Here is an 18,467-nt window from a genome sequence, read left to right as displayed (position 1 = left end):
GGTTAAAGTCCCAGCGCACGCTGGATGGTGAGGAGCTTGGCGGTTGTTTCCGCAAGCTCCTCTTCTGCATCTGAGGAGGCAACGAGTCCGCCACCGGCCCACGCGCGGGCAGCTGTGCCATCAGCGTTGACTTGCGCGCAGCGGATAGACACGACGTATTCACCATCACCGTCGGACGTGGTCCAGCCAACGGCACCGGCGTAGAAAGAACGATCCGATTCAGCTGTAGTGATCAGTGTTTCTGCCGCATGCTGTGGGGTTCCACAAACGGCCGGAGTGGGGTAGAGCTTGGCTGCGAGCTCCAAGGCGGTTGGAGCCGGCTGTTTAAGCACGCCTTTGATGGGGGTGGCTAAGTGCCACATCTCATTGGTGGATTCGAGCTGTGGACGGGTGGAAATGTTCAATTCCGTGCATAGAGGCTCGAGGATTTCGCGGATGTGTTCAACAACGTAGGAGTGTTCTGCGAGGTTCTTTTCCGACGTCGCTAGCGCCTTACCGGCAGCAGCATCGGCCACCGGATCATTTGGGATGCGAGGTGCTGAGCCGGCAAGTGGGTAGGAGTAAATGTTCAACCCATCGCGGCGGATGAGCAGTTCTGGTGAGGAGCCCACGATTGTGTGGCCCTGCAGGCCAGCGGGCGAAAGGTCAGCCATGAACCCATCGCGTGATTGAGATAGATCAATGAGCCTCGCTGCCACAAGGCGCGGGTCCACCGGTGGATCGAACGCAAAATCAACAGCGCGGGCGAGCACGACCTTGTCCAGGCGAGATTCCCGGATTGTGTCAATCGCTGCTTCGATGCGACGAAGATGTTCGCGTGGCTCCGGATCAAATCCGCTCACACGCGCATGGACCACTGAGCCGGGGCCAGAACGGTAGTAGGCATGTGGCTGTAGGTAGCCGTCCTCGCGGATGATGTGCTCCGGGACCGTAAGCGCTGCCGGGGCCTCACGGTCGAAGGGGAGTGCGCCGACAACAATTTTGACGTCACCGTGCTCAAGGGAAGTGACCGCTGAGCCGGTATCGTTGAACGTGGTTACCGCGCCTTGGGTGCGTACGGAGCCTGTGGGCCGGGACAGCGCAAAGTCCGGTGCGGTATCAGGTGCGGCAGCAGGGCGGGTGGACATGGGGGACCATCTTAGCGGGTGGGGAAGCGTCGATAAGCACATGCTATTAAAACCTCCGGATCGCTCACTTGCGGGACTGCATCTGTCCTACGCGAGGAAGGCGCTACTGGCGAGCCGTGGGGGAGAGCGCGCTACAGTTGTGTGCATGACTGACTCTGCCACATCTGTACGTGTTCGTTTCTGCCCATCACCCACTGGTACTCCACACGTGGGTATGGTCCGCACGGCGCTGTTTAACTGGGCGCAAGCTCGCCACACCGGAGGCACTCTGGTGTTCCGTATTGAGGACACTGATGCCAAGCGTGATTCAGAAGAGTCTTACCAGGCCATCATTGATTCTCTGACATGGCTTGGTATGGAATGGGACGAAGGCGTGGTCAAAGGTGGCCCGCACGAGCCCTACCGTCAGTCCCAACGCATGGACATTTACAAGGACGTCCTGGACAAGTTGATCGAGGCAGGTGAGGTCTACCCGGCATACTCCACCGCAGAGGAGGTCAAGGAGCGCCATATCGCTGCTGGTCGCGACCCACAGCTGGGCTATGACAACTTTGACCGCAACCTCACAGAGGAACAGGTTGCCGCGTTCAAGGCCGAAGGCCGCGAGCCAGTGTGGCGTCTACGCATGCCGGATAAGGATTGGAAGTGGAATGATCTGGTCCGTGGTGAGGTGGAGTTCAAGTCCACCACCCAGCCGGATTATGTTGTTGCGCGTTCCAACGGTGCGCCGCTGTACACCCTGGTCAACCCTGTCGACGACGCGTTGATGGGCATCACCCACGTCCTGCGCGGCGAGGACCTTCTTTCGTCCACCCCGCGCCAGATCGCACTCTACGAAGCGCTGCAGCGCATTGGCATCACCGACTTCACTCCCGAGTTTGGGCACCTTCCCTTCGTTATGGGGCAGGGCAACAAGAAGCTGTCTAAGCGCGACCCGGAATCGAACCTGTTCAACCACCGCGATAACGGCATCATCCCCGAGGGCATGATCAACTATCTTGCTCTTCTTGGTTGGTCGCTGTCCGCCGACCAAGACATTTTCACTGTGGATGAGTTCGTCAAAGCCTTTGACGTTTCTGACGTGTTGGCTAACCCTGCTCGCTTCGACCAGAAGAAGTTGGAAGCCATCAATGCGGACCACATCCGCATGCTTGAGCCGGAGGACTTCAAGAACCGCCTGCGCGAGTACTTGACCGAGTACACCGATTTCCCGGCCGATTACCCAGAAGAGAAGTTCGCTATCGCCGCCGATCTCGTGCAGACACGCATCAAGGTACTTTCGGACGCCTACGACCTGCTCAAGTTCCTTGTTATCCCGGATTCAGAACTCACCCTCGATGAGCGCGCCGCAAAGAAGAACCTCAAGGAAGCAGCCGTAGAACCTCTTGACGCCGGAATCGCCGCGCTTGAAGCAGTCGGGGAGTGGACCACTCCCAGCATCGAGGCAGCTCTCAACAAGGCGCTTATCGACGAACTCGGGCTCAAACCCCGTGTTGCCTTCGGCGCCCTGCGCGTCGGTGTCTCTGGCGAAGCTGTTTCCCCGCCGCTGTTTGAGTCCATGGAGCTCCTCGGCCGCGAGTCCACCTTGACCCGTCTGCGCGCTGCACGCGCCGCTACACCTTATGTCGCTGAAGAACCAGCGCAATAGAAATCACAGCGGGGTAGTTTGACCCGCTTTGTGGAGTGCTATTTACCGCGTCTGACCTTGCGATTTGGCAGTTAGGCTCAGACGTGGTTATAGTATCCCACGTTGTTTTGAACAGCTTAAGTGCTTAAGAAGTTCAACAGCAACGATGGCCTATGGTGTAATTGGCAACACTACGGTTTCTGGTACCGTCATTCTAGGTTCGAGTCCTGGTAGGCCAGCTGCAGAGAATTAGCAATAAGGATCTGCAGGACAAAAAGTCCTTACGCCCCGTTCGTCTAGCGGCCTAGGACGTCGCCCTCTCACGGCGGTAACACGGGTTCAAATCCCGTACGGGGTACAACGAAGTCCCTCCGAGTCTGGTTTCAGATTCGGAGGGATACTTGTTTTCTTGCTTGGTCTCCCGCACGGGGGCGAACCTCCATGATGACCAGCTGGTTTGGACTTTTTCGCCCGGTCCTTTACTGTAAGCAAGTCGCAAAAAACAGCGAACACGCCCCGTTCGTCTAGCGGCCTAGGACGTCGCCCTCTCACGGCGGTAACACGGGTTCAAATCCCGTACGGGGTACAGACCGGTGACTCCACTTTCCGGTTACGCAAGGCGTGCTGACGTGGAGCGGCTTAAAGAGCCCTGATTCTCAAACAAGCAGAATCAGGGCTCTTTCATGACCGAAGATTTGACCTTGAATCCCTTAACCCGCTTGGCACATCTCCATGATCGGCTTGTTTCAAGATTGAAGACTCAAAGGGAAAGCCCTTGTTCTCCACTTGCTGAGTGGTTAAATGAACAAGTGCGAATTGTGCTGGGCGGATGAGAGAGATTAAACGGGGTATATACCAAGTAGCCGCTGCCAGCGGGGGCGTTTTTGGCGAGCCTCGAGTTTCTTCACATACTCTTGCAGGTCGCGGGTGGCTTTTGCCTGTGTTTTCGGTAGTTCTTCAATCATGCGCTTGTGAGATTCAGTGAGAGGGTATTTGCGCGGGGCTGCTGCTGGGCTGGACATTAGCGGACTCCCTTCTTCTTAAATCGCGCCTTTTCACGTCATAATACTATCCAACGTGGATGAGGATAAACAGAATTTCGGCTGTGGGGCTATCGCGGTGTAGAGATATTCGTGGGATTGAACTTCTTATCGTATTCAAGAATAGCGAGCGCGAACCCAATATCTTCTGATGATTTGAGTCCTGACTCCAGCATAGGAGTGAGAAAATGCCAGCCCGCGTTCTGCTGCGCCGGGTCTTCGGCAAGAGTCATTTCTATTGCCCACCTGACGCGCTCGTAGTAGGCAGACCGATCATCTGAGTTGGACTTTTGAGTTAATGATTTCGTGGCGATGCCGAGGGTGACAATTGCGGCGGCAGCTGCAGGTATTGCGCCCCGATAAGAAAAAATTACTGCTAATGATTCTTTCCAGGGTTTTCCCCAAATTCCAACTAGCGCCCAGTGGATGAGCAGCAGCAGTATCGTGAAAAGCAAGAGCAAAAAAGCGATCAGTTGAAAATTATTCCATTCGGCTTTGTATTCCAGTTTCTTCTTGCTCACGGGTTCAGACTAGCAGCTTCGCACTGGTTGGATGTGGGATCGAAGGTGAGTCAGCACCGGGGGCCGAGTTCGGCTTCGAGCACTTCCTGGGCCACCTTCATGGCGGAAAGCGCTGCGGGTGCGCCGCAGTAGCCGGAGGAATGAATGATGGCTTCGGTGATCTCCTCGCGGGTGAGGCCGTTGGCCAGGCCACCGCGGATGTGACCGCGCAGTTCCTCGGTCGCGCGGAGTGCAACGAGCATGCCAATGTTGAGGAGACTGCGGTCGCGGTGGCTCAGGCCTGGCCGGGTCCACACGGAGCCCCACACGGTAGCGGTGATGTGGTTTTGCAGTGGTTCGCCGTCTTTGCCGGCGTTGCGCGCAAGGGCAGCATCGACGAACTCGTCACCCATCACGGCGCGGCGGATTACAATGCCGGCGTCGTAGCGGTTGTCTTTTTCAGTCATGTTTTTAATCTCCACAAGGTGAGTTAGATTTCTGACATCAGCTGATCGGCAGCTTTGAGCAGCTGCTTGCCCCATGTGTTGGCAGGGGAGGGTTTGAGACGCTCTGCTGGGCCGGAGATGGATAGGACAGCAAGGAGGCGGCCTGCGGCGTCATGGATGGGTGTGGACACGCTAGACAGGCCAACTTCGCGCTCGTTGACGGATTCCGCAAGGCGAGTTTTACGCACGCGGCCGAGCTCATCCTTGCTAAACGGTGCAGTGATGTGCTCGTAGGCGGCAAAAACGCGGGCAGCAGAACCGCGATCCAAGGGAAGTTGGGATCCAACCGGCACGGTATTGGTCAAACCGCTGGGTGGTTCCACAGCGGCCACGCAGGTGCGGGTATTGCCGGTGAGTTCATAGAGCTGGACGGACTCACCGGTGGTACGTACCAATGCGCCCATGATGGGCTTGGCTGCTTCAATTACTGCGGATGGCGCGGATGCGGCATAGCGGGAGAGTGCTGGCCCGATGGTCCAGGCCCCTGCTTCCGTGCGGATGAGGATGTGGTGCACTTCCAGTGCGGTGGCCAGGCGGTGGGTGGTAGCGCGGGGTAAGCCGGTGACATCGCTTAGCTGAGACAGTGTTTTATCGCCGTTAGCGATCGCCTCGATGATGCTCACAGAGCGGTCGAGGACCTTGATGCCGGAAGGGCCCTCGGGAACCTCTGTCTTCTTATCGGTCTTTCTCACATAGTGGATCGTAGCAGTCCACTATGTGAGAGGCATCCTTGCGGGGAAGCGGGAAGGGGGAATGTGAAAGGCCGGGGGGGGAGGCGTCGATAAGCTGAGCCAAGAGATGGTCTATACTGTCTCATCGAATGGAAATCTGAGTCCCATGGGATGGGAAGCTGCAAGGAGGCGACAATGGTTAATAAACCGTTGACACTGGCTGAGAAAGTCTGGCGCGACCACGTGGTCAAGAAGGGTGAGAATGGGGACCCGGACTTGATCTACATTGATTTCCAGCTTCTGCACGAAGTGACCTCCCCGCAGGCTTTCGACGGATTGCGGATGAACGGCCGTAAGATCCGTCGCCCCGAGCAGCACCTGGCTACTGAGGATCACAACGTGCCTACCGTTGGCATCAAGTCCGGTAACCTGCTGGAGATTGAGGAGCTGACCTCCCGCACCCAGGTGTCCACTCTGCGCAAGAACTGCGAGGAGTTCGGCGTTCGCTTGCACTCCATGGGCGACATTAAGCAGGGCATCGTGCATACCGTCGGTCCGCAGCTGGGCATTACCCAGCCCGGCATGACCATCGTGTGCGGTGACTCGCACACGTCCACTCACGGCGCCTTTGGTTCCATCGGCATGGGCATTGGTACCTCTGAGGTCGAGCACGTGATGGCAACGCAAACGCTTCCCCTCAAGCCGTTCAAGACAATGGCCATTGAGGTTTCCGGAGAGCTGCAGCCGGGCGTGACGGCGAAGGACTTGATCCTGGCCATCATCGCTAAGATTGGCACGAACGGCGGTGCCGGCCACATCATTGAGTACCGCGGCGAAGCGATTGAGAAGCTGTCGATGGAAGCCCGCATGACCATCTGCAACATGTCCATCGAGGGTGGCGCGCGTGCAGGCATGGTCGCACCGGATGAGAAGACCTTTGAATACGTCAAGGGGCGAGAGTTTGCGCCGAAGGGCAAGGACTGGGATGAGGCCGTGGCCTACTGGAAGACCTTGCCAACAGACGAGGGTGCGGAGTTCGATACCGTCGTGGAAATCGACGGTTCGGCACTGACTCCGTTTGTCACCTGGGGCACGAACCCGGGCCAGGGTTTGCCGCTGGCTGAGTTTGTCCCGGACCCAGAGTCCTTCGGCGATGACACGTTGAAGGCAGCCGCTGAGAAAGCCCTCAAGTACATGGACCTTGAGCCGGGCACACCGTTGCGCGACATCAAGATCGACACTGTCTTCTTGGGATCCTGCACGAACGCTCGTATTGAGGACCTGCGTGCCGCAGCCGAGATTCTCAAAGGGAAGAAGATTCACCCAGAGACCCGCATGATGGTTGTGCCGTCCTCTGCAATGGTGAAGCAGCAGGCGGAAGAAGAGGGCCTGGACAAGATCTTCACGGAATTCGGTGCTGATTGGCGCACCGCCGGCTGCTCCATGTGTTTGGGCATGAACCCGGATCAGCTCAAGCCTGGCGAGCGTTCCGCTTCTACGTCTAACCGTAACTTCGAAGGGCGTCAAGGCCCCGGCGGCCGCACTCACCTGGTTTCCCCGCTGGTTGCTGCAGCCACCGCTATTACTGGCCATCTGTCCAGCCCCGCTGATCTGTAAGGAGTACACCACCATGGAGAAGTTCACCACTCACACTGGCATTGGCGTCCCGCTGACCCGCTCGAACGTAGACACGGACCAGATCATTCCGGCCGTGTATTTGAAGCGTGTGTCACGCACGGGTTTTGAGGACGGCTTGTTTTCAAACTGGCGTCAAGGCGAGCCGGATTTTGTGCTGAACCAGGAGGCGTTCAAAAACGGTTCGGTCCTGTTCGCTGGCCCGGATTTTGGTACGGGCTCGTCGCGTGAGCACGCCGTGTGGGCACTTATGGATTATGGATTCAAGGCTGTGTTTAGCCCACGCTTCGCGGACATCTTCCGCGGCAACACGTCGAAGGCAGGGCTCTTGGCCGGCCAAATGACGGAGTCCGATATTGAGCTGATCTGGAAGATCCTCGAGCAAAACCCTGGCACCGAGGTGACCGTTTCTTTGGAAGACCGCACGGTCACCGTGGGGGAGAATACCTTCACGTTTGAAATCGATGATTACATCCGCTGGCGCCTCATGGAAGGCCTGGACGATATTGGTCTAACCATGCGCGATGAGGGTGCCATTGAGGACTTTGAGGAGCACCGCCCAGCATACAAGCCGTCGATCACCTAAGAGTCACCGCTGCCCACCGCGCTGCTTAACGCACAGGCAGCGCGGTGGGCATGTAGTCTGCCCCGATGAGCTGGCCTTCGTTGAAGGTGAGCACCCAGACGGAGCCCTTTTTGGACTTGATTTCCCCGTCGATTGGCAAGCGGCCATTAGCTGCCAACCATGCGAGCATGTTCGGGATGATGAGACCCTGGCCCACGATGACGCTCGTGCCACCTTCGTTCACCACATCCATGAAGGCTTTTTGGGAGTCCACCATGTTGTTGATCCAGGCTTCATCGCCGAAGCGGACGTCGACGTCGATGGGCACCTTCAATTCGTCCGCAAGCGGTGCTGCTGTTGCTTGGCAGCGATCCGGCAGCGCCGAGTAGATCCGATCTGGTGCGAATGGTGCTAGCAGGGGCACAAGCATCTCTGACTGGCGGCGCCCTTTCTTGTCCAAGGGCCGAAGGTTGTCATCGCCGGCCCATTTCTTGCGGTCATGCGCGCGAGCGTGGCGGACATAGAGAATCCGGCTCGTCGAGGGCAGGCGAAACCGCTTCTCTGCCTTGGCTAGGACCTGTCGGTCGAGGTCGTAGGACATGAGCTCTTTCGCTTCATCGATAGGTAACCAGCGAATCTCATCGACTTCATCGTTCGGTTCGAATTCACCGCCGATGACTTTGCCCGTCCAGTAGTACACAACCTTGGTTGCGTCTTTGATGGGGTAGACGGTTTTACCCAGTAGCTTTCCAAGGTTGATGTGGTAGCCGGTTTCCTCACGAATTTCGCGCACGGCTGTTGCAATGAGAGACTCGCCCGGATCGACCTTGCCTTTGGCTAGCGACCAATCGTCATACCGCGGGCGGTGGATGCAGGCGACTTCAATGCTGTCAATGTCTTGAATATCACCGCGCCACAGCACGGCTCCTGCGGCGAGGGTGGTCTTTGCAAACTCTTCATGTGGATGACGGGGGATTTCTTGGTGGCGTCCTGTGAGGAACATTTCGCCCTGCACATCTTTATCATGTTCGTGCAACTTTGAGTTTGGTTGTGAGTGCTTGCCCATGGAAACCCATTGTTCCGCATCGCGTGCTTCCGTGCACGGAACCCGCTCGCTCGCGCGTCCTTATACACTGTGACGTACTCGGCTGAATGGTTTGTTGGGGAATGCTTTTAATAAAGCGCATGCTTATCGACGAAGGGAAGGGCACGCACATGGTCAAGGTGGCCGTTTTAGGCGCTGGATCTTGGGGAACGGCTTTAGCAAAGGCTTTTGCGGATGCAGGCAATCAGGTGGCCCTGTGGGCACGTCGGCCGGAGCTTGCTCAGACTATTGCTGAAACTCGAGTGAATGCTGATTACCTTCCTGGGATTAACTTGCCTGCTGGCATTGAGGCAACAGCTGATGCAATTGCGGCTTTAGAGTCAGCACAAATTGTTGTGCCTGCAGTGCCCAGTCAGACGATGCGTGCCAACTTAGCGGAGTGGGCACCGCACTTGCCGTCAGATTCCACCCTGGTGTCTATCTCAAAAGGTATTGAAACAGGCACGTTTAAACGCATGACTGAGGTTATTGCGGACGTGACGGGTGTGGCGGAAGACCGCATCGCTGTCCTATCGGGACCTAACTTGGCCCGTGAGGTGGCAGAAGAACAACCAGCAGCCACTGTGATTGCGTGCACTGATTTGAATCGCGCCAAACTGATTCAAGCTGCATGTGCCACAAACTATTTACGCCCCTACACCAACACCGATGTCGTGGGCTGTGAGATTGGTGGCGCGTGCAAGAACGTGATTGCTCTGGCCTGCGGTATGGCTGCCGGCAAGGGCTTAGGGGAGAACACTCAGGCAACGTTGATTACCCGTGGCCTAGCGGAGATCACACGCCTAGGCGTGCAATTGGGCGCTGATCAGAAGACCTTTGCCGGCCTGGCGGGTATCGGTGACTTGGTGGCTACGTGTAGTTCGACGTTGTCGCGCAACAGAACGTTCGGGCAGCGTTTGGGGCAGGGAATGTCGATGGCAGAGGCCCGGAAGGCCACTAATGGTCAGGTGGCTGAGGGCGTGACTAGTTCTGCCAGCGTGCATCAGCTGGCTGAGGCAAATGGGGTAGAGATGCCACTTACAGCCGCGGTTCATGCGGTATGCCACGGAGCCATGAAAGTTGATGAAATGGTTGTGGCACTCATGGGTCGATCCAAAAAGTCGGAGTAGTACCCAAGTAGTGTGGTGAACCATGATCACACTAGCCGTTGTTTACGGAGGAATGTCGTCTGAACATTCCATCTCCTGCATCTCCGCAGGTGCCATCATGGCTGAACTGCCACAGGACACTTTTGATATTTTCCCGGTAGGTATCACCCAAGACGGAGTGTGGGTGCAGGGGACCACAGATCCAGTAGGGGACTCCAAGCTGCCCTCTGTCACGGAAGGCCGTGAGATCGCACTATCTGTTAACCCGAAGCGTCGCGGGGAATTTTATGACGTGAAAACCGGTGAGGTTCTAGCCACCGTTGATGTAGCTTTCCCCGTGCTCCACGGCACCTACGGTGAAGATGGGACGATCCAGGGGCTGCTTGAGATGGCTGGTGTGCCCTATGTGGGCACCGGTGTTTTGTCCTCGGCGTGCTCGATGGACAAGGAGTTCACCAAGGCGATTACTCGGGCTGCTGGGATTCCTGTCACCCGAGAAGTCATCCTCCATGACGGCATGGGGGTTGATTCGATTGGTCAGAAGGAACGGGACTACCTCGGTTTGCCGGTGTTTGTGAAGCCGGCGCGAGGGGGATCGTCGATAGGCATTACCAAGGTCTCCGACTGGGATGATCTCGCGGATGCGGTGCGTATGGCACAGCTCTATGACACGAAGGTGATTGTTGAAGCTGAGCTCGTCGGTGACGAAGTTGAAGTCGGCGTGATTGAGCTTGCCAGTGGCGAGTTGGTGGCCTCACCTCCGGCGAAGTTGAACGGCACCGCAGACTCGGATGAGGGTTTTTACGGCTTTGAAACCAAGTACCTTGACAACGTGGTCACCGCAACCATCCCGGCGGGCTATGACGAGGACCTGAACCAGCAACTCGCGGAACTGGCTATTCAAACATTTAAGGCTTTGGATTGCCGCGGGCTTGCACGCGTGGATTTCTTTGTCACCGAGGATGGCCCGATGCTCAACGAGGTGAACACCATGCCTGGTTTCACCTCAATCTCGATGTTCCCGCAGGTTTTTCAAGCTGCGGGAATGAGCTACAGTGAGCTGTTGAATACCTTGATTAGTTCCGCTCTGGAACGGTCGAGGAAATAACACCCGAGACTGTGTTCAAGGCTTCATCCCCAAGACCGGCGGGCAGTGACAAAGCGATATTTGCTTCACGGCCAAGTGCGTAGAGGGTCGTGGCCAGGCCACCGGAGGTTTCCGGCCCTTCGGCGGCGGCCTCATCTTCAAACCACGGGATCTCATTGACCTGAGTAAGCACTGTGCCCGGCGTGTAGCTAGCCGGCTGCTTTACCCCGCAGCGAACAACGATGGGTTCAAGGCCATCGCCAGCCCACACCTGGGTGCGGTCTTTGGCGAGGCCTTCAACGCCACTGAAATCGATGGGGGTGTAACCTTCCGCCAACCCTTTTGGCAAGGCGGCAATGAATTCACTGCAGGCGCGCGCGGAATAATCCTGGGCGTCCTCCAATGTGGCTAATGGTGCCCGTGCCGGTTCAGGGGCGGCGCCTTCAGCTGCTGCGAGGTTCAACCCTTCTACCGGGTTATCGTGACGACCAAGAGCTGCGTTATCAGCCGTCACCGCCAAAACGGGGGTGCGGTCGACGGTGAACCAGGTGGCAAGGCCAGTGCCGGACGGGTCGCCCACCTTTACCCATTTTGCGCCTGCTGCGGTGAATGTGGGGCTGAGTTCTGTGTATTGCAGAGGCATATCCACACCACAGCGGAGCGTAATGCGCTCAGTAGAGGAGGACTGCCACACAGCTGCACCGGCCGGTGCCGGATCAGCTAGCGGTGTGCGCTTGTGGCCGGCAAGTTTCTCAGGCAGCTGTTCAACCACAGCGGCACATTCAGGGGACTCTGCGAGGGGTGCTGGGAGTGGTGAGAGAACAACTGGCTGGTGGGCGGTGCGGTCCAAAACAAATTTGGATCCAGCGAGGACGCCGACCACCAATAGCAGCGCAAGACCGAGGGTGATGTACACCAACGTGCGGTTAATGGGTGCGCTGGTGGAGGATTCTGTGTGTGTACTCGCCGTGCTCATACCCGCACAGTCTATCTGGCTGCAGGTGCAGAACCCATGAAGCTACCCCGGCCGCGGTGTTGTGGCCTGCGGTCGTTTACCCTGTGACCTGATTGTCTTCGTTTCCAATGTCTGTTTCCCATGCGAAAGGCTGGATGTTTTGTGATCAACATTGGCTTTCCCCTTGATGGTCCCACCTTGGGTGAGATCGGGGAGGACGCTGTTATCCGCTCCATTATTGAGGCCAGCCCCTCGGCTGTGAATGGTGATGATGCGGCTGTGCTCCATCCGCCCTCTCCTAATTCCCGCATGGTTGCCACGACCGACATGATCGTGGAGGGGCGCCATTTCAGGTCGGATCTGACTACCCCGTTCCTGTTGGGGCGTAAGGCAGTGGTGCAGAACTACGCCGATATTGAAGCGATGGGGGCACGCCCATTGGCCGCGTTGCTGTCTTTCTCTGCACCCAGCACTACACCAGCAGCGACGGTGACAGAGATCGCACGCGGTATTGGCGCGGAGTTGGATAAGTATGGCACTGAGCTTGTGGGCGGGGATGTGACGGCAGGACAGAATCTGGTTATGTCGATCACCGCGATCGGGTCTCTTGGCGGCAATCGACCACCCCTGACACTGGCTGGAGCGCGTGCAGGACAAACGGTAGTAGCCCATGGGCGCATCGGTTACTCCGCGGCGGGCCTGGAGTTGTTGGAGGCTGGCATCACCATTCCGGAAGAGTTGGAGCCACTCGCGCATGCTTATCAATCGCCGGAGCTCACTCCGGGGTGTGGCATGGTGGCGCGCTCAGCCGGTGCTACGTCGATGACGGATAATTCAGATGGGCTGCTGCATGACGTCGGGGTGTTAGCCCAACGCTCTGGTGTTCGGATTGATCTAAGGGCAAACGCAATCGCGCCGGACAAATTGTTGGTGCAGGCCGGTGAGTTGCTGGGCGTGGATCCTTGGAAGTGGGTGTGTGAAGGAGGGGAGGATCACACATTGATCGGCACGTTGCAGGGCGAGGCGCCGGTGGGTTTCCGCCCCATTGGCACGGTGCACAAGCCGAGCAGTGAGACCGGTTCGGTCACGACAGCAGCCTTCGGCATCCCGGTGACCATCGACGGGAATGCGCCACAGTACACACGCGGATGGGAGAGCTTTTCATGAGTCTTCCCGTTCATCCTTCATGGCAGGAGCCACTGGCCAGCGTTGAGGAGCGCATTCATGCGATGGGGGATTTCCTGCGCGCACAGCCCGCGTATTTACCGGCCGGCAAGGATATTCTGCGGGCTTTTCAGGACCCTTTCGAAGATGTTCGTGTGCTCATTCTTGGTCAGGACCCGTACCCGACGCCGGGGCACCCGATGGGGTTGAGCTTTTCCACGCAGCCGGGGGTCAAGCCACCGCGCTCGTTAGTAAATATCTATGCAGAGCTTTACGACGACTTAGGTATCCCGCCCCGCCCCGACGGCGACCTGAGCTCCTGGGCAAGCCAAGGGATCATGCTGCTCAACCGAGTTCTCACCGTTGCACCGGGTGAACCAGGCTCACACCGTGGTAAGGGCTGGGAAAAGGTGACGGAGGTGGCGATTCGTGCGCTCGCTCAGCGTGGAACGCCATTGGTTGCCATTTTATGGGGCAAGGATGCGCAGTCGGCCAAGGCCTTCTTGGGGGATACCCCGTGCATTATGTCGCCACACCCATCACCTCTTTCAGCTCGACGTGGTTTCTTTGGTTCGAGGCCGTTTTCCCGTGCTAATGAGGCACTAATCGCACAGGGCGGGGGCGGTGTCGACTGGGCATTGTAGAGTTAATGCCCATGACTTCTGCTGAGACTATTGATGGTGTCCGACTTCTGTCATGGGCGCGCCGTTCAGCAGAGGATTTGGGCCGTCATCGTGAAGAAATCAACAGCCTGAATGTGTTTCCGGTGCCGGATTCGGACACGGGGTCAAACATGGCGTTCACTATGGCTGCAGCCGTACGTGAGGCTGAGAAATGTGAACCTGATGCCTCTGCCGAAGTTATTGCGGAAGCTCTTGCCGTCGGCAGCATCAAGGGTGCTCGCGGTAATTCCGGTGTGGTTCTCTCACAGGTGCTGCGTGGTGTTGCCCAAGCAGCGGCGGAAGGGGAACTGGACGGCAGTGCCGTTGCTGCGGCGCTGAGCAACGCGGTGGCGTTTGTGGAACGCGCTATTGCAGAGCCTGTTGAAGGCACCATCATTACGGTGTTGCGGGAGGCAGCGCGAGCGGCTGAGGGGGCGTCGATAAGCAATTCTGATTTAGACGACGTCACGTCGGCTGCATTGGCCTCCGCGGAAGATGCTCTTGCAAACACTCCTTCCCAGCTGGCCGAGTTGCGCGAAGCCGGTGTTGTGGATGCGGGGGGTACTGGCCTAGTGCTTCTGCTTAAAGTTCTTGATGCTGAGGTGACTGGCGGCAGCATTGATGACGCTGAGGGAAATGAAGCGCAGCATGAGAGCGCACATGATCAGGCGGATCATTCCCACGGTGTAGCAGGCTGGCTGGAAGTCCTGTTCATGTTTGAAGGCCCGCTGGACAATCTTGAGGCTGTGTTGGCGACGATGGGCCGTAGTCTTGTGATCGCGCGGTCGACAGACTCCCACGGCAAGGTACATATTCACACCACTGAGGCAGGACCAGTGATTGAGCGCGCTTTCGAGCTCGGTGCCGTGAGCGATCTGCGGTTAGAGATCCTGCCGGATGCCTCCCCGCTGCACGAAGCTCGGCGTGTGGGCCGGCTCATTGTGGCGATCACGCCGATGGGTTCGCTCATGGACTTGTATAACCGTGCGGGTGCTGTGGCCGTAGCGCCCGGGCCCAACGTGGTAGCGGACGTTCGCCGTGAAATCAGTGCTTCCGGTGCACATGAAGTAATCATTCTGCCTAATGGACAGCTTGATCCGGCCACCCTGGAGGAGATTGAGACAGCCGCGGAGCACGAGTCCTTGGCGGTAACGCTGCTACCCACTGTGCGTTTGGTCAACGGAATTGCGGCGGTGTCTGTCCATGACCCACGCCTGCCTGTTGATGAAGCCGCAGCGGTAATGAGGGAAGCCGCTGAGGAGATGGCGGTGGCTGACATAGTGACCACTGGTGAGGGCGTTGAGGTGGTAGCGCGCGATACCCTCGTTGTGAGGGCGGAGACCTTGACCGCAGCCCTGCGCGAAGCAGCCGCCGTCATGTTGGACGGCGGTGGGGAACTGGTCACCATTCTGGTATCTCCACAGGACGTGGCCAACGTTGATGTGGAGGCGTTGGAAGCCGACCTTGATGCAGAAGTGGTGGTGTATCCCGCCGATGGACTCGGCTCAACCGGACAACTCGGAGTGGAGTAAAACATGCTGGGTTTGACTAATTTCACCCCTCTCAACTTGGTCATTCCCACTGCACCTGCGCGCGCGATTGCCAAGCACCTCGGAATTGAGACCGTCGCGGGTCTTCTCGAGTACTACCCCCGCAAGTACCTGCAGTACGGCACCGGTGATGCGCTCGACGGTGTGCTGCCTGATGACACGATCAGTTTCATCGGCAATGTGGAAAGCGTGCGCACCATCACGACCTCCAAGCGCCCGATTTTCAAAGCCGTCATCACTGATGGCTATCAGACCATTGAGGCTTCTTTCTTCGGTGCGAAATATGCTCCGAGGGTGCTCAAACCCGGCGTGCGTGCGATGTTCACTGGCAAGGTGAAATTCTTCCGGGATCAGCCACAAATGCAGCATCCGGACTTCATGATCCTGTCTGCGCCCGGAACACCTCAAGCGGGCAACAACAAGGGGGCATCCACCGGGTCGATTAAGAAACTCTCGGTCTTCGGCGATCCGGATGACCTGCTGGCCGGACGCGACTATCTGCCGGTCTATCCCGCTACGAAGAATCTATCTACGTGGACGATCATGGGTGCTATCAGCATGGTGCTGGACACCATTGAGGAGATCCCTGAGCCACTGGGGTACACACCACCGGGGCTGCTGTCTTTGTACGAGGCGATCAACCAGATTCACAACCCCACGTCGCAGGGGCCCCACGCTGCCTTGGAGCGCCTCAAGTACAACGAGGCAATGAGTGTCGCCCTCGTCATGGCTATGCGTAGGCGTGATGATTCCTACCGCCAAGCCACCCCGCTGCCGCGTAAACCTGATGGGGATGTGGTGCACATGGTGGAGCACCTGCCGTTCAAGCTCACCGCGGGGCAGACGCAGGTCTTGGAGGAGATCTCTGCCGACCTTGAGCGAACCATCCCAATGAGCCGGCTCCTACAGGGCGAAGTGGGCTCCGGCAAGACGATCGTTGCTCTCGCCGCGATGCTGCAAGCAGTTGATAACGGCATGCAGTGCGCCTTGCTCGCGCCCACTGAAGTCCTCACCCTGCAGCACGAGAAGTCCCTGCGCAAAACCCTCATGCAAACGGGCGTGCACGCCCGCGTTGTTGCGTTGACGGGGTCCATGTCCACGGTGCAGAAGCAGGAAGCCCTGTTGGCAATCATGACGGGCGAGGCGGACATCGTCGTGGGCACGCACGCGATCATTCAGGACTTGGTGGAATTCTTTAACCTCGGTTTCGTCGTGGTTGATGAGCAACATCGGTTTGGTGTGGAGCAGCGCAATCGTTTGCGCGATAAGGCAGGGGAGAACACACCGCACCTGCTGGTTATGACAGCAACGCCGATTCCCCGCACTATTGCCATGACGGTGTTTGGGGACCTCGCCGTATCAACATTGAGTGAACTGCCTGGTGGACGTAAACCCATCCAGTCCGCAGTTGTCCCTGAATTTAAGCGGACGTGGGTGGATCGCGCCTGGGAGAAAATCAAAGAAGAGATTTACAGTGGCCACCAAGCCTATATTGTGTGCCCACGTATTGAGGGGCCAGGGGGTGTTCTTGAAGTCGCTGACACACTAGAAGCCCACCAACTCCAAGGCCTGACCATCGGTGTGCTGCATGGCCGGATGAAAGGTGAGGAAAAGGATCGCGTCATGTCCGCCTTCGCTGCCGGCACCATCGACGTGCTGGTCTCCACCACGGTTATCGAGGTGGGCGTGGACGTGCCCAACGCCACCGTGATGATGGTGCGCGAATCGGAGCACTTCGGTGTTTCACAGCTGCATCAGCTCCGCGGACGTGTGGGCCGTGGCGGGCATGCTTCGCTTTGTCTTTTCCACACGTTTGCGGAGCAAGGTTCACCGCAACTGGAGCGCGTCACGCGGATCGCGGAAATCTCTGATGGTTTTCAGCTCGCCGAGCTTGACCTGGAAACTCGCTCTGAGGGCGACGTCCTGGGCACCTCCCAGTCCGGCACAGATAGGCACTTGCGGTTGCTGAATCTCGTGCAAGACTTTGAGATCATTCAGCGCGCTTACGATGACGCGGCTGAATTCGTTGAGTCTGCCCCGGAGCGCGCGCGGGAGATTGTTGAGGACCTCTTCCTCGACCCATTCGACTATCTGAACAAGAGCTAACTACAGCTAGAGTGTTGCGCATGAACCGCATCATCTCGGGTGAAGCCCGCGGCCGGAAGATCAAGGTCCCGCCGGAGGGCACCAGGCCCACATCTGACCGTGCACGCGAAGGATTGTTCTCCTCGTTGCAAGTCCGTTTCGGCTTCATAGGGCAGAACGTGCTCGATCTTTTCGCCGGTTCCGGGGCTCTCGGCTTGGAGGCTGCTTCCCGCGGTGCCGATGAAGTGGTGTTGGTGGAAAACGACCCGAAAGCGGTGGAGGTCATCCACCACAACGCAGGTGTCGTTGGTCACCCGAATGTCATCATCGAGCCGGTCAAGGCGTCCACCTACGTTGCCCGTGCTCCACGTGAGCACTTCACCATGGTGTTGGCGGACCCGCCGTATGAGCTTTCCGACGAATCAGTGGTGGAAATGCTTCACGCCCTCATTCCAGCATTAGCCGATGGGGCAGCAGTGGTGATTGAACGCCACCGGGACAGCCCGGAGACAGCGTGGCCGGAGGGTTTCACTCCCACTGGGCAGAAGTTGAAGAAGCGGCTGTATGGTATCGCTCGTATGGATATGGCCACGTTCCACCGCAGGAAGGACGAGGAATAATGACGAAGGCAGTGTGCCCCGGATCGTTTGATCCCGTGACCAATGGCCACGTGGATATTTTCACGCGTGCCGCTAAGAGCTTCGATGAAATCATCGTCCTTGTCACCGCGAACCCGAATAAACAAAGCGGTTTGTTCAACATTGAGGAACGCATGGACATGATCCGTCAGGCCACCAGCCACATCCCCAATATCAAGGTGGATACCTGGGGTGGTCTCCTGGTGGACTACACCACAGCAAATCACGTGGGGGCGCTGGTGAAGGGTCTGCGATCTTCCCTCGATTATGACTATGAGCTGCCGATGGCGCAGATGAACCGCCGCCTGTCCGGGGTGGACACGTTTTTCCTCATGACGGATGAGAAGTACGGCTACATTTCCTCGTCCCTGTGTAAGGAAGTGGCCAAATACGGCGGAGACGTGAGCGGGCTGGTGCCCGATCACGTCGTGGAGGCCATGAACGCCAAGTTCAAAGACTGAT

General features: G+C 57.8%; 17 protein-coding genes and 3 tRNA genes. 14 read left to right on the top strand and 6 right to left on the bottom strand.

Features of this window, described 5'->3' with window-relative positions; translation table 11 throughout:
- Positions 1 to 2 precede the first annotated feature (2 nt).
- On the bottom strand, positions 3 to 1,127 hold the full coding sequence (locus tag F4V54_RS01795) for an isochorismate synthase (protein ID WP_150386032.1): 1,125 nt from the start codon (positions 1,125 to 1,127) through the stop codon (positions 3 to 5).
- Positions 1,128 to 1,272: 145 nt separating this feature from the next.
- On the opposite strand from F4V54_RS01795, the gene gltX reads away from it, so the two are divergent.
- The 4 genes from gltX (at position 1,273) to F4V54_RS01775 (ending at position 3,340) form a co-directional block, all read left to right on the top strand.
- Complete coding sequence (gene gltX / locus F4V54_RS01790) at positions 1,273 to 2,775, top strand: glutamate--tRNA ligase (protein WP_150386031.1); 1,503 nt, start codon at positions 1,273 to 1,275, stop codon at positions 2,773 to 2,775.
- Positions 2,776 to 2,921: 146 nt separating this feature from the next.
- A tRNA-Gln gene (locus F4V54_RS01785) sits at positions 2,922 to 2,993 on the top strand.
- 46 nt (positions 2,994 to 3,039) lie between these two features.
- Positions 3,040 to 3,112: transfer RNA gene (locus F4V54_RS01780), tRNA-Glu, on the top strand.
- Positions 3,113 to 3,267: 155 nt separating this feature from the next.
- A tRNA-Glu gene (locus F4V54_RS01775) sits at positions 3,268 to 3,340 on the top strand.
- A 525-nt stretch (positions 3,341 to 3,865) separates the two neighbouring features.
- Here F4V54_RS01775 and F4V54_RS01770 read toward each other — a convergent pair.
- The 3 genes from F4V54_RS01770 to F4V54_RS01760 are packed head-to-tail and all read right to left on the bottom strand — an operon-like array spanning position 3,866 to position 5,492.
- Positions 3,866 to 4,315 (bottom strand): hypothetical protein, encoded by a 450-nt coding sequence (locus tag F4V54_RS01770; RefSeq protein ID WP_102723384.1) that lies wholly within the window; start codon positions 4,313 to 4,315, stop codon positions 3,866 to 3,868.
- Positions 4,316 to 4,365: 50 nt separating this feature from the next.
- Entirely contained in the window at positions 4,366 to 4,761 is a 396-nt protein-coding gene (locus F4V54_RS01765; RefSeq protein ID WP_150386030.1) for a carboxymuconolactone decarboxylase family protein, read from the bottom strand.
- A 23-nt stretch (positions 4,762 to 4,784) separates the two neighbouring features.
- Positions 4,785 to 5,492: an IclR family transcriptional regulator gene (locus F4V54_RS01760; protein ID WP_249041196.1), complete on the bottom strand. Its 708-nt coding sequence runs from the start codon at positions 5,490 to 5,492 to the stop codon at positions 4,785 to 4,787.
- 174 nt (positions 5,493 to 5,666) lie between these two features.
- Between F4V54_RS01760 and leuC the strand changes: the two genes are divergently transcribed.
- Both leuC and leuD read left to right on the top strand, forming a co-directional pair.
- Positions 5,667 to 7,088, top strand: a complete 1,422-nt coding sequence (gene leuC / locus F4V54_RS01755) for a 3-isopropylmalate dehydratase large subunit (RefSeq protein ID WP_150386029.1) — start codon at positions 5,667 to 5,669, stop codon at positions 7,086 to 7,088.
- A gap of 13 nt (positions 7,089 to 7,101) precedes the next feature.
- Positions 7,102 to 7,692: a 3-isopropylmalate dehydratase small subunit gene (leuD, locus tag F4V54_RS01750; RefSeq protein WP_034664828.1), complete on the top strand. Its 591-nt coding sequence runs from the start codon at positions 7,102 to 7,104 to the stop codon at positions 7,690 to 7,692.
- 25 nt (positions 7,693 to 7,717) lie between these two features.
- Here leuD and F4V54_RS01745 read toward each other — a convergent pair whose 3' ends face one another.
- Positions 7,718 to 8,737: an NUDIX hydrolase gene (locus tag F4V54_RS01745; RefSeq protein WP_034664826.1), complete on the bottom strand. Its 1,020-nt coding sequence runs from the start codon at positions 8,735 to 8,737 to the stop codon at positions 7,718 to 7,720.
- Between the two features lie 149 nt (positions 8,738 to 8,886).
- Between F4V54_RS01745 and F4V54_RS01740 the strand changes: the two genes are divergently transcribed.
- Together F4V54_RS01740 and F4V54_RS01735 are read left to right on the top strand one after the other, a co-directional pair.
- On the top strand, positions 8,887 to 9,885 hold the full coding sequence (locus F4V54_RS01740; RefSeq protein ID WP_034664823.1) for an NAD(P)H-dependent glycerol-3-phosphate dehydrogenase: 999 nt from the start codon (positions 8,887 to 8,889) through the stop codon (positions 9,883 to 9,885).
- 22 nt (positions 9,886 to 9,907) lie between these two features.
- Positions 9,908 to 10,972: a D-alanine--D-alanine ligase family protein gene (locus F4V54_RS01735; protein ID WP_034664821.1), complete on the top strand. Its 1,065-nt coding sequence runs from the start codon at positions 9,908 to 9,910 to the stop codon at positions 10,970 to 10,972.
- Here the strand turns inward: F4V54_RS01735 and F4V54_RS01730 are convergent.
- A complete protein-coding gene (locus tag F4V54_RS01730) occupies positions 10,941 to 11,927 on the bottom strand; it encodes a DUF3515 domain-containing protein (protein WP_249041195.1) in 987 nt (328 codons plus the stop codon). The two genes, F4V54_RS01735 and F4V54_RS01730, sit on opposite strands and share 32 nt — an antisense overlap.
- Before the next feature lie 141 nt (positions 11,928 to 12,068).
- Between F4V54_RS01730 and F4V54_RS01725 the strand changes: the two genes are divergently transcribed.
- From F4V54_RS01725 to coaD, 6 genes are read left to right on the top strand one after another with little or no spacing between them, the layout of a single operon-like run.
- Positions 12,069 to 13,073, top strand: coding sequence for a thiamine-phosphate kinase (locus F4V54_RS01725; protein WP_376997652.1), 1,005 nt, complete (start codon positions 12,069 to 12,071; stop codon positions 13,071 to 13,073).
- Positions 13,070 to 13,714, top strand: coding sequence for a uracil-DNA glycosylase (locus F4V54_RS01720; protein ID WP_150386027.1), 645 nt, complete (start codon positions 13,070 to 13,072; stop codon positions 13,712 to 13,714). Before F4V54_RS01725 ends, F4V54_RS01720 begins: the two co-directional genes overlap by 4 nt.
- A gap of 11 nt (positions 13,715 to 13,725) precedes the next feature.
- Positions 13,726 to 15,264, top strand: coding sequence for a DAK2 domain-containing protein (locus F4V54_RS01715; RefSeq protein ID WP_150386026.1), 1,539 nt, complete (start codon positions 13,726 to 13,728; stop codon positions 15,262 to 15,264).
- A gap of 3 nt (positions 15,265 to 15,267) precedes the next feature.
- Complete coding sequence (locus F4V54_RS01710) at positions 15,268 to 17,388, top strand: ATP-dependent DNA helicase RecG (protein WP_150386025.1); 2,121 nt, start codon at positions 15,268 to 15,270, stop codon at positions 17,386 to 17,388.
- Positions 17,389 to 17,408: 20 nt separating this feature from the next.
- Positions 17,409 to 17,987, top strand: coding sequence for an RsmD family RNA methyltransferase (locus F4V54_RS01705; protein WP_150386024.1), 579 nt, complete (start codon positions 17,409 to 17,411; stop codon positions 17,985 to 17,987).
- Complete coding sequence (gene coaD, locus F4V54_RS01700; protein ID WP_150386023.1) at positions 17,987 to 18,466, top strand: pantetheine-phosphate adenylyltransferase; 480 nt, start codon at positions 17,987 to 17,989, stop codon at positions 18,464 to 18,466. The genes F4V54_RS01705 and coaD overlap by 1 nt, the downstream gene beginning before the upstream one ends.
- The last annotated feature ends 1 nt before the right edge of the window (position 18,467 follow it).

The sequence above is a fragment of the Corynebacterium tuscaniense genome (assembly GCF_008693065.1).
Taxonomy (GTDB): Bacteria; Actinomycetota; Actinomycetes; order Mycobacteriales; family Mycobacteriaceae; genus Corynebacterium; species Corynebacterium tuscaniense.
Note: the sequence above shows the minus strand (reverse complement) of the source record. Positions and strands in the feature narration are given on the sequence as shown.

Coding starts and splice junctions, on each gene's coding strand:
- F4V54_RS01765 (WP_150386030.1), bottom strand. CDS start 4,761: ATGACTGAAAAAGACAACCGCTACGACGCCGGCATTGTAATCCGCCGC.
- leuD (WP_034664828.1), top strand. CDS start 7,102: ATGGAGAAGTTCACCACTCACACTGGCATTGGCGTCCCGCTGACCCGC.
- F4V54_RS01745 (WP_034664826.1), bottom strand. CDS start 8,737: ATGGGCAAGCACTCACAACCAAACTCAAAGTTGCACGAACATGATAAA.
- F4V54_RS01740 (WP_034664823.1), top strand. CDS start 8,887: ATGGTCAAGGTGGCCGTTTTAGGCGCTGGATCTTGGGGAACGGCTTTA.
- F4V54_RS01715 (WP_150386026.1), top strand. CDS start 13,726: ATGACTTCTGCTGAGACTATTGATGGTGTCCGACTTCTGTCATGGGCG.
- F4V54_RS01710 (WP_150386025.1), top strand. CDS start 15,268: ATGCTGGGTTTGACTAATTTCACCCCTCTCAACTTGGTCATTCCCACT.
- coaD (WP_150386023.1), top strand. CDS start 17,987: ATGACGAAGGCAGTGTGCCCCGGATCGTTTGATCCCGTGACCAATGGC.
- gltX (WP_150386031.1), top strand. CDS start 1,273: ATGACTGACTCTGCCACATCTGTACGTGTTCGTTTCTGCCCATCACCC.
- leuC (WP_150386029.1), top strand. CDS start 5,667: ATGGTTAATAAACCGTTGACACTGGCTGAGAAAGTCTGGCGCGACCAC.
- F4V54_RS01730 (WP_249041195.1), bottom strand. CDS start 11,927: ATGAGCACGGCGAGTACACACACAGAATCCTCCACCAGCGCACCCATT.
- F4V54_RS01720 (WP_150386027.1), top strand. CDS start 13,070: ATGAGTCTTCCCGTTCATCCTTCATGGCAGGAGCCACTGGCCAGCGTT.
- F4V54_RS01705 (WP_150386024.1), top strand. CDS start 17,409: ATGAACCGCATCATCTCGGGTGAAGCCCGCGGCCGGAAGATCAAGGTC.
- F4V54_RS01795 (WP_150386032.1), bottom strand. CDS start 1,127: ATGTCCACCCGCCCTGCTGCCGCACCTGATACCGCACCGGACTTTGCG.
- F4V54_RS01735 (WP_034664821.1), top strand. CDS start 9,908: ATGATCACACTAGCCGTTGTTTACGGAGGAATGTCGTCTGAACATTCC.